Origin of the sequence: Allochromatium palmeri (assembly GCF_009720725.1) — a bacterium.
Lineage (GTDB): Bacteria > Pseudomonadota > Gammaproteobacteria > Chromatiales > Chromatiaceae > Thermochromatium > Thermochromatium palmeri.
This window is the reverse complement of sequence record NZ_WNKT01000067.1, coordinates 1-11,074: the sequence shown is the minus strand read 5'-3', so window position 1 is coordinate 11,074 and position 11,074 is coordinate 1. Positions and strand designations below refer to the sequence as shown.

The 11,074-nt window shown below is 59.7% G+C and carries 1 protein-coding gene; it reads left to right on the top strand.

All coding sequences use genetic code 11. The features are described from left to right. Positions 1 to 211: 211 nt before the first annotated feature. Positions 212 to 11,074 (top strand): beta strand repeat-containing protein (locus tag GJ668_RS18520; RefSeq protein WP_186343208.1); only part of this gene is annotated, 10,863 nt, incomplete at its 3' end.

Below are 11,074 nucleotides of genomic sequence, written 5' to 3'. Positions count from 1 at the left end.
GAGGGCGAGCCAACGGCGACTCAGTTCATGTGGACAGCGTATCACAAAAATTACGCATCTCTGACTGGACGTGGTTTAAGCTTTTTTGTTGGCGCGGTGCTACTCTTGCGTGATTGTAGGTATTCGGCCACAGCTCATGGCCATGGATGACCAGCCGGCAGCATCTGACGCGATGCCTGCACCGTTTCGGTCTCAATGTATGGTCATGGTCATGTTGAACACACGCCGTCAGAAACCCTTCCGCCAGCTGCATCAACGCTGGAGTCTGCTGGTTGGGTTGGTACTTTGGCTCTGTTGCGGACTGGCATGGGCTGATCCGGTCGCGGTCGCGGTCGCGGAAGTGACCATCACCGAGAATGACCTGACGCCCTTCATCAACGAGTCCGCTACTCCTGACGCCGAGGCCTGCGTGAAAAACGCTGGCACTTCTGACAGCGTGGGCTATCAGCCGGTGCTGGAGCTGATCGTGCCGGCGGGCTATACGGTGGATACGTTCCGCTATCTGGGCACGGACTTGACGCCCCGGAAAGCCGCGGACAATCCCTGCGCGGCGGTGGAGTGTACGCTCGACAGCCCGCTGCAAGCGACCATGCCGGGACGGACCCGCACCATTGCTTACGGCGAGCAGTATCTAACCCTCGAATATCCACTCGGCTCCTTCCCCAATACTCAGCCCAAGCAGTGCATTAGTTTCAGTTTGACGCCCAATTCTCCCAATGCCGTGGTGGGAACGCCGAATCAGTTTCAATTCACGCCGATTTTCTCGCTGGGCGCGGATGAGCTGAACAATCCCAGTGCTGACCCGCCGATTGTTGGCACCGAGGTGGCGTTGCGCGTGACGCCAAGCGTCATCCAGCACACCAAGACCATCATTGCCCCAGAGCGCGAAACCGCGACCGGGCCGAGCTTCAAGCGCACGGTTTCATTGACCGTGGATGTGGCGAATGGTGCGACGGTCAGCGACGTGGCCGTGACGGATGTCTTGCCGAATAGCTTCCAGTTCGTCCAGGTTGTGAATGCGGCGGGCTGTAGCGCCACATCGACGCCATCGACCAGCACACCCGGAGGGACGCTGACCTTCAATTGCGGCGCCATCACGGGCACCACCGGCGCCGATAAAACCATCACCTTCGAGTTTTATGTCCCCGAGCGCAACAGCTCTAACGCCCTCATTTTAAACGCCAACAATCCCGGTCGCGGCGTCGAGATCGAAAACAGTAGCACCGCCAGCGGCACCTACAGCAGCAGCACGGTTAGCGCCACCGACTCATATAAAATCACCGCCAAGGCGAATGCCATTCAGAAATCGGTGGACGTCACTGACTGTGACGGCAACACGTTCAACCCGGACGAGCGCGGTCCTCGTCCAAACGACTGTCTGCGCTACACCATCGAAGGCCAGATTTCGGATTATTTCGGGGTCGATAGCGCCGTCCTGACGGATGTGCTGGGCGATGGGCAGACCTTTCGCCCTAGCTTTATCCCAACCTGGAGCGTGAACCAGGGCGGGGCGACGAGCAGCGGCTATTTTAGTCTGGGCAACGATTTTACCGCTGCCGAGAAGGTCAATGGTGAAACAACGCTTACCATCGACTTATCCTATGCCATGAGTGGAGGAGGCGCATATGAGATCGTCTTCGAATCCAATGTCGATGATGAATATGCCGGCGACGACGTCACTGACACTGGCACGAAGCCGCTCTCCGCCGGCGATGAGGTGCGCAACACCGCATCGGTCGATTCAGTAGTTACGGGCGGCGAGGCAGCCACCGACGAGACCGAAGCCAGCGTCAGCATTGAGGGGCCGACCTTCACCAAAAGCATCTATGCCGTCAATGGCAGTACTGACGGCCCGCTTGATCTTAACATCTCACCCGGCGAAACGGTTACCTACCGGATTCAATACGACATGCCCTTCGTGTCGTTCGAGGATCTGACGCTGACGGATTACCTGCCGATTCCCAAGCTGGTTGCCACCGAGGTGACGGGATTCGACGACTCGATTCCGATTCCCGCTGCTGGCAAATGGCGCTTCCACCCAACCGGACACACGGCAGCCGCCGTGACCAGTGACACAATAACATTTTCCACCGACGCCACGCAAAATACCCTCGAGTGGTCCTTCGGCAATGTGGAGTCGCAGGAAAACGATGAAGTCATCGACATTATTTTTACGGTCACGATGACGACGGCGCCCATCGCCGATCAACTGGACCTCGCCAATCTAGTTGAGATCACATCAAAAAATTCGTTTAATGACACCGCAGACGCGGCAAGCGTCGTCAATATCACGACGGCTGAACCGATTCTGGCGGTCGAGAAGCTAGTGCGTAAGTCAGGCGGGAGCTACGCCGATAGCGTTAGCGACGCCGATGCTGGTGATGTTATTGACTATCAGATCACCGTGACGAATGAGGGCAATGGTCCGGCGCACAAGATTAAGCTCAATGATACGGCCAAATCGTTGAGCTATTACGGGGATGGGGCGAGTTGCACGGTAACCAATGCAGCAGGCGGATCCGGTAATCTCTTTGACGGAACCTTCGTGTTGAATCAACTTGGTGTTGATGAAAGCACCACCATCACCTATCAATGCACCATTCAGCAAACTGCTGTCCCGAATGTCGACAACAGCCTGAAAAACAGGGCGACCGTCACCGAGTATTACTCGGCCGCCGCCAATGCCACCAATCTCGCGGATGCCGGTTACGGCACACTCTCGGATACCGCAACGGTCAAGATCCAGGATATTCAGGAGATTACCCAGCGGATCATTGGCTCGTCTGTATCCGGTACGACGTTTAACGACGATAGTGCCAATTTCAACCAAGGTGAAACGCTCAATTTTGAAATTGTCGTCAAGCTTTCGGAAGGTACATATTCCGGTTTTTCGCTGACAGACAGCAGCGGCAGCACGACCATCCCCGCCTTTACAGCATGCGGTTCCGACGGATTCACCTGTTCCGAGAACGTCAGCAGCTCCGGTGGAACCGTCACGGTAACAGGCACAAACGGCAGTACGGCTGGCACCGTCACCTATACAGGTATAACCGCTTGGCTAAACGCCAACGGTAACAACACCGCCACGGTCTCGGCGACCAACGCGACGACTCGCACCAGCAATACGGTGAGCTGGACCAAGGTCACTCCGGCCTGGAACCTGACCAAAACCATGTCGCCCACCAGCGGTGCCGCCGGCACGCCCGTGACCGTGACGCTGAAGTGGCGCAATACCTCCACCACCAGCCCCATGTTCGGCTGTGTCATCACCGATACGCTGCCGACTGATCTGTTTGATGTGACTTCGGTAGCTGAGAACGGTGGCACCCCCGCCGGCTATACCTTCAAACAAGTGGGGGACGTCGTCACCTTTACCCGCTCTGATAACTCGGCCTGCGAGACGACCGAGCAGACAGCCACCTTCACCGTCAATGTCAAGGACGACGCCGTCACCGGCACCACCTACACCAACCAGGCAGCGGCGACGGCCAAAACTCTGCCGAGCGACGATTCCAACATTGGGTCTGCCGGCACGGTCACCAAATCGGCTAGCAATACCTTCGCCGTCACCGGCGCCAGCAATGCCAAGGTCATCTCCGCGCACTCGCAGACCTTCACGGACAATCCCAAGGTCGCTATTGGCGAAACGGTGACCTATGACCTGACCTTCACCCTGCCCAAAGGCATCACCAAGAATGTCGTCCTGGCCGATGCCATTACTGCCGGGAACATTGGCGATGTCGCGCTGGTCGGGGCGACCCTGGCGCGCAGCAATACCTCCCTGAGCGCGGCCAGCAATCCGGGGACGATCAACGGTGCAAACGCCAATACCCCGGTCGCGGTCACCCTCGCCACCGGCACCGCCGGGGGATGCCCGGCCGATGGCCAATTCTGTCTGGCCTTGGGCGATGTAAATAACTCCACATCCACCAATGACAGCGACACCTACACTCTGAGCGTCACTCTTCGGATCGCCAATGTCGCGAACAACATCGCCGGACATGCGATCACCGACGAGGGACGCATCTATTACGACAATGCCAGCGGCACACAGCAGAACGTCAAATCTGGAACCCAGACGGTCAAGGTCGCCCTACCGCAGGTCGTCATCGTCCAGGACGTCACGCCCAGCTCCCCCAGTGCCGGGGATCTACTGACCTATATCCTGACCATCACCAATCCCTCGGGCACCAACGCCACAACCGGTTTCGACTGGAGCTTTACCGATATCCTGCCGGTTGAACTCACCAATCCGGGCGGCATCGTCACCAATGCCGGCACGACCGGCGCGACGATCAACGCCAGTTTCAGCGGCAACACCCTGAATGGCACCATCGATCAGCTCGATCCGGGCGAGTCGGTCACCATCACCTATACCGCTCAGGTCAATTCCAATACGCTCTACGGCAAGACCCTGACCACTACGCCATCCGCCACCGCGACCACCCTCTCGGGCAACAGCGACGACGAGCGCACCGGCGCTGGCGGCGTCAACGACATCACAAAATCGACGACCCAATCGGTGGTCACCAGCACCCCGACGCTGTCCAAAGCGGTCGTCGATGCGCAGACCCATTACGCCATCGGCGATATTGTCCACTATCGCCTCACGCTCGGCGTGGCCGTCGGCACCACCAACAATCTGGAGATCACCGATACCCTGCCGGCTGGGCTGACCTTCCTGACTAGCGCGCCGTATGCGCCATCAATCACGCGAGACACAGGGATTACGACTAGCTTCACCTACAACGGAGCCAGCCCGATTGTTTTTGACCTGGATACGGTTACAGCCACCCAATCCGGCAATATCGTCATCGATTATTACGCCCAGGTCGCCAATGACATCGCCAATCAGAACGGGCAATCCCGGACCAACGTGGCGAGCGCCAGCTATGACAAACCGGGCGGTGGCACCCTGACCAGCGACGCCGCTAACGAGCCATCGATCACGATTGGCGAGCCCAATCTGACGATGACCAAGACCATCGTAAGCGGCGACACGGGTAGTCAGGCGGGCGATACCGTTCGGTACAAGTTCACGGTCGAAAATGAAGGCCCGACCACGGCCTACCAGATAACGGTGAGCGATCAGTTGCCAGCTGGCCTCCATAATCTGAGCGTGTTCAGCGTAACCCCCAGCGGCAATGTCGAGCTGAACAATGCCGATTGTTCTGGCGGCACAGCAGTTTTGCCGACGAATGCGTTGGTCTCTACAACGACCAACGATGATGACACCTTGACAATCGCCGGCATTTGCATCGCCCCCGGCGCGTCCCTGACGGTGGCCTTCGACGCGGTACTGATGGATAGCGTTGAGGCGGGCCAGCTCCTAACCAACAGCGTGCGCGCCAACTATGCCAGCCAGCCGACGGGCGCCAGCACTGATACTGATGCCGTGGTGCGCGACAATGCCACCAATCCCGGCAGCGTCGATGACGACGACGCCCAGCTCAACAACTATGAAGAATCCGCGAGCATCGGCCTGACGGTCGATGCGCCCATCGCCATCGACAAACAGGCCGACAAGACCCAGGCCACCATCGGCGAACTGGTCACCTATACCCTCAAGGTCAGCGTGATCGAGGGCGTGACGCCAAGCGTGGTCGTTACCGACGTGCTGCCGGTGGGTCTGACCTATGTGAGCCATACGATCAGCGTGGAAGGCATGCCTTGGACGCTCGGTAATGCCGACTACAACACCCGGATGGGTACCGGCCAGACCGTCCAGTTCGATCTGGGCGATGTAAGCAATCCCCCAAATACAAACGATGAAGATGATTTCGTCACCATCGCCATCAAGGCGCGGGTCGATAACATCACCGGCAATCAGGCCGAGACGCCCACCGTGTTGAAAAACGGTGAAGGCGGCACGGTGACCGTCCAGTACGGCACTGGTCCGACCACCGTCACCTACGATTACAACACGGGTGTCGCCGGCATCCAGGGTCGCCCACTCACCATCGTCGAGCCGGCGCTGACCCTGACCAAGACCGCCAACCCGACGTCGCAGGCGCTCGGCGATCTGGTGGCCTTCACCATCAATCTCGCGAATACGGGCACCTATACGTCCGATGCCTTCGATCTGGTCGTTACCGATACCCTGCCGACCGGGCTGACCTACCATCCTGAGTCAGCCTCATTGCCCGACGCTGATGTGACCATCGACGGTCAGAAGCTGACGTTCCGCATCTCGACGTTGGCTTCCAGCGCTTCGACCTTGTTCACTTATAAGGCCCGCATTGCCTCCACCGTCAGCGTGGGCGAGGAGCTGACCAACAAGGCGGAGGTGACCTGGAAGAGCCTGTCGGGTGCCGATAAGGATGATGCGGCTAATAAACCGGGCCGTACCGGTCAGGATGGGGCGTCTGGGCTGAACAATTACACCACCAGTGACACGGTTGATGTCATCCCGACCACCAACGCGGTGATCGATGCCGTCAAGACCGTGACGGACAGCAACGGTGGGGTGGTAGCCGCCAACGACATCCTCGAATACAGCATCACACTGACGAACAAAGGCAGCATCCCGGCCACCAACGTGGTCTTCACCGACCCGATACAGGCCAATACCGCGTATGTCGCCAACAGCAGCACCCCATCCGGCAACGTCAGCAGCGGTGTGTTGACTGTTGATGTCGGCGAGATAGCTGTCAACGACAGTGCCACCATCCGCTTTCAGGTCACCATAGATGGCAGCGTCCCCACCGGCACCGTCATCAGCAACCAAGGCTCGGTCGACTCGGATCAAACCGTCCCCGAGCCGACGGATGTCGACGGCAACGACACCAACGGCGACCAGCCGACCGACGTCACCGTCGGCCAGCCGATCAGCGGTGGCGGCGGTGCGCTCTATGCCAAGAAGACCGTCAACGCAGCCTCGGTCGCGACCAATGGCATCGTCACCTACACCATCACCCTGACCAACATCGGTAGCACGGACCTAACCGACCTCCAGTTCAGCGACACCGTTCCGGCGCAGATCACGGTGACCAACGCAACGAGCGCCACAGCAACCGTCACCCGCAGCGGCCAGCTCGTCACCGCCACCCTCGCCAGCCTAGCCCCCAATACCAGCGCGACCATCACCATCACCGGCACCGCCGGTGCCACAACAGGCACCGTCAACAACCAAGGCACGGTCACCTATACCGACGGCGCCAACCCGCAATCCACGCTGACCGACTTCGACGGCATCCCCAGCAACGGCAACCAGCCCACGCCGGTGACCATCGTCAGCGGCGTAGCGGTTCCGCAACTGGACGTGCAGAAACGCTGGGCGCTGGATACCAGTCTCGGCGATAGCGGCCTGCCGCAGGCGGGCGACACCCTGCGTTACACCCTGACCATCGTCAATGTCGGCAATGCGACCGCAAACGATGTCCGGCTGACGGACAGCATTCCAGACAACACCACCGTCGTGGCCGGCTCGGTCGTCACCAGCCAGGGCGCGGTGCTGGACGAAGATCCGGTCAGCCTCAACATCGGCAGCCTCATCGCCGGCGCGCGCGTCACGGCCGAGTTCAAAGTCAAAATCAGCACCGACTTTGCGACAGGCATCGTCAGCAATCAGGCCACCGTCACCCGTACCGGCGATGCGACAGGCGTCAAGTCCGACGACAACGGCAATTCCGCCGACGGGCGCAATCCCACGCTGACGCCGGTGGGCGAGGAGACACAGAACCGTGATGTCACCAAGACCCTGTTTGCCACCAGCGAGGCCGATAGCGCCGATAACAACGTCCTGATCGGCGAGGTACTGACCTATCAACTCAAGGTCAACGTGCCGCCCGGCACGACCCGCCAACTGGTTCTGGTCGATACCCTGCCCGAGGGATTGGCCTATGTCGCCGGTTCGGGCAGGTTGTCGCGTACCTTCGATCCCACCCGCGGCCTCACCGCGTCCGTGAATCCGGCCAACATCAACAGTGCCGCAAGCGACGTCTTCGTCAGTCTGGGTAATCCCTGGGCTGACCGAGACTTGCGGCTCAGTCTGGGCGATGTCATCAATTCCGACACGACCAGCGCGTCCTATACGCTCGAATACAAAGCTGTGGTGCAGAATGTCTCGGGCAATACGACCGGTAAGGCACTGACCAACCCCGGCGGCATCCGCTACTGGAACGCGCTCTCGCAGACACAGACGACAGACGCCACACCCGTCACGGTCACGGTCATCCAACCGCACCTGACGCTGACCAAAACTCCCAGCCCTTCCGCCCTGCTGAACGAGTCGCTTGGCTCCTTCGTCTATACATTCCGGCTGGAGAACACCGGCGACGCCCCGGCCTATGACGTCAATCTGACGGATCTGCTGGCCGCTCAATTGCCCGCGAATACCCGGCTCGACAGCGTCACGACCTCGGTCGTCAGCGGCAGCTTCGACACCGGCACCATTACCGATAGCAGCGCGACTAATCCGAGCAAGACCGTGTCGATCGATGTCGCCAGCTTCCCGGCTGGCGGGACGCTGGATGTCATCGCCACCCTGACTACGACCGGCAATATCACAGAGGATCACTTCGACAATACTGCGACCACGACCTGGACCAGTCTGCCGGGCACCAAAGGCACGGGCAATGTGACACCGGGCAACGCCGGCGATCTGACCGGCGAACGCACCAGCAGCACCACAGGTACCGGGAGCAACGGTTACAGCACAACCGCCACCGCGAGCATCGCGGTCGGCGATCTGGGACTCACCAAAGAGCGGATCAGCGCCGCCACCCCTTACGCAATCGGCGACGAGGTCGAATACCGCCTGACCGTCAGCATCCCGCCGACAGCGACCTTGCCAGCCTTCAACGACGTGGTGTTGCATGATGAACTGCCGGCGGCTCTGGTCTATGCCGAGGGCTTCACGTTATCCAATCCAGGCGGTCTGACGCTGGGCAGCACGCCCCCGAATTTCACCAATGACAGCAACACGCTCACGGCCGACTTCGGCACCGTCGCTAATAGCACGGGATCCAGTCAGAACCTGATCGTTACCTACAAGGCGCGGGTCGCCAATGTCCTGGGGAATCAGAAAGACACGATTCTGACCAACCGTGCCTGGCTCTCCTTCAAGCTCGGAGGCAGCGCGTTCGTTACGCCGGACAAAACGAAATCCATCACGGTCGGCGAACCCCACCTGAAGCTGGAACCCAACGTCACGCCGGTCACTGGGCTGAAAAAGGGCGATATCGTCACCTACACCGTCATCGTCACCAACGACGGCGACACGACGGCTTATGAGACCGCCCTGACGGATCTACTGCCCACCGATCTGTTTGGTCAGTTTGAAACCTTGAGCGTTACGCCCGGCGCCGGCACTTCCAGCGTGAGCGACACGAATTTCTCGCTAGCAAGCAGCGGCCTCACGACGAGCACGCCCTTCGACCTGGTTCCCGGCGCCAGTTTCACGCTCAGATTCGACGCAAAACTGAGCGATGACGTCATCGCTGGACAACCCCTGGCAAATGACCTCAGCGCCACCTATTCCAGTCGCGATGGCGAGGATGTCAATGAGCGCGATGACAGCACAGCGGAATCAACCCAGGACGACAACACCAAACTCAACAACTACAACGTTACGACGAACTGGCAAAACCTGATCGTCGACAGCACGGTCGCCATCCACAAGACATTCACTACGGGTGCAACGCGCTACACCCTTGGCGAAACGGTCTCCTATGACATTCACGTCAACGTCAGCCGTGTGAAGACGCCCGACATGGAAGTGACTGACGAACTGCCCGCCGGTCTGAGCTATGTGAGCTGCGCGATCAGTGTCGGCGATACCGACCTGACGATAGAAAACATTGACAGCCTCCAGTCGAACGACGCCTCGACTTGTGCGCCAACATCAGAGACCGGTAGTGGTCCAACAACTCTGATCTTCGATTTGGGTTATGTCGATAATCAGGCGACGGCGGCGGATACCGATCCCAGCGACGAATATGTCCAGGTCCGGATCATTGCCCGCGTGGACAACAGCGCGGGCAATCAGGCTAACGAGAAATTGGGCAATCACGCCTCGGTGAGCTATACCGATGGCGGTGTTTCCAAAACGCTGCATTTCGATGCCAATGGTGTAACTGAGGGTAACCAACCGCTCGAACTGACCATCACAGAGCCACAGGTCAGCCTGGACAAAACGGCCAGTTCCCCCAGTCTTTCGCTTGGCGACCTAGTGACCTTCACCCTCAGGCTCACCCCGGAGAACGACGCCACCGGTCAATGCCAAACTCCTTACGATCTGGTCGTCACCGATACCCTGCCGGAGCATCTGAGCTATGTCAGCGCCAGCCCGGAGCCGAGCAATGTCAATGGCCAGAAATTAACCTTCAGCCTCGCGTCGCTGACCTGCGGCACGCCGCAAGACATCGTCTTGCGTGCACGGGTCTCGAATGCCGCCGTTGTCGGCAGCCCCCTGACCAATGCCGCGAATTTGACCTGGACGAGCCTTTCCAGTGCCGCCGGCACGGCGGACTCGGGCCGCACTGGACCGCTCAGCGAAGCGGATACGCTGAACGATTACACGACGAGCGATACGGTGTCCGTCACCCCGACCACCAATGCCGTGATCGACGCCAGCAAGAGCGTCGCCTTCGCGCCGGACGGGGATGTCAACAGCAATGGCCAAGTCGATACGGGCGATACGCTCGAATACAGCGTCGTGCTGACTAACAGCGGCAGTGTCGCGGCGACCAATGTCGTCTTCACCGACCCGATGCTGGCCAATACTGAGTATGTCGTTAATAGCAGCACGCTCAATGACGCCGCGTTCGGCAGCTTCACCGACGGTGTCCTGACAGTTGATGTCGGCACCTTGGCTGTCGGTCTGCCAGCGACGATCACCTTCCAGGTGACCGTAAATGGCAGCGTCCCTGTCGGCACCGTCATCAGCAATCAGGGCTCGGTCGATTCCGATCAAACCGTCCCCGAGCCGACCGATGTCGATGGCATCGACGCCAACGGCGACCAGCCGACCGAGGTCACCGTCGGCCAGCCGATCAGCGGTGGTGCGCTCTATGCCCGCAAGACCGTCAACGCCGCCTCGGTCGCGACCGGTGGCACCGTCACCTATACCATC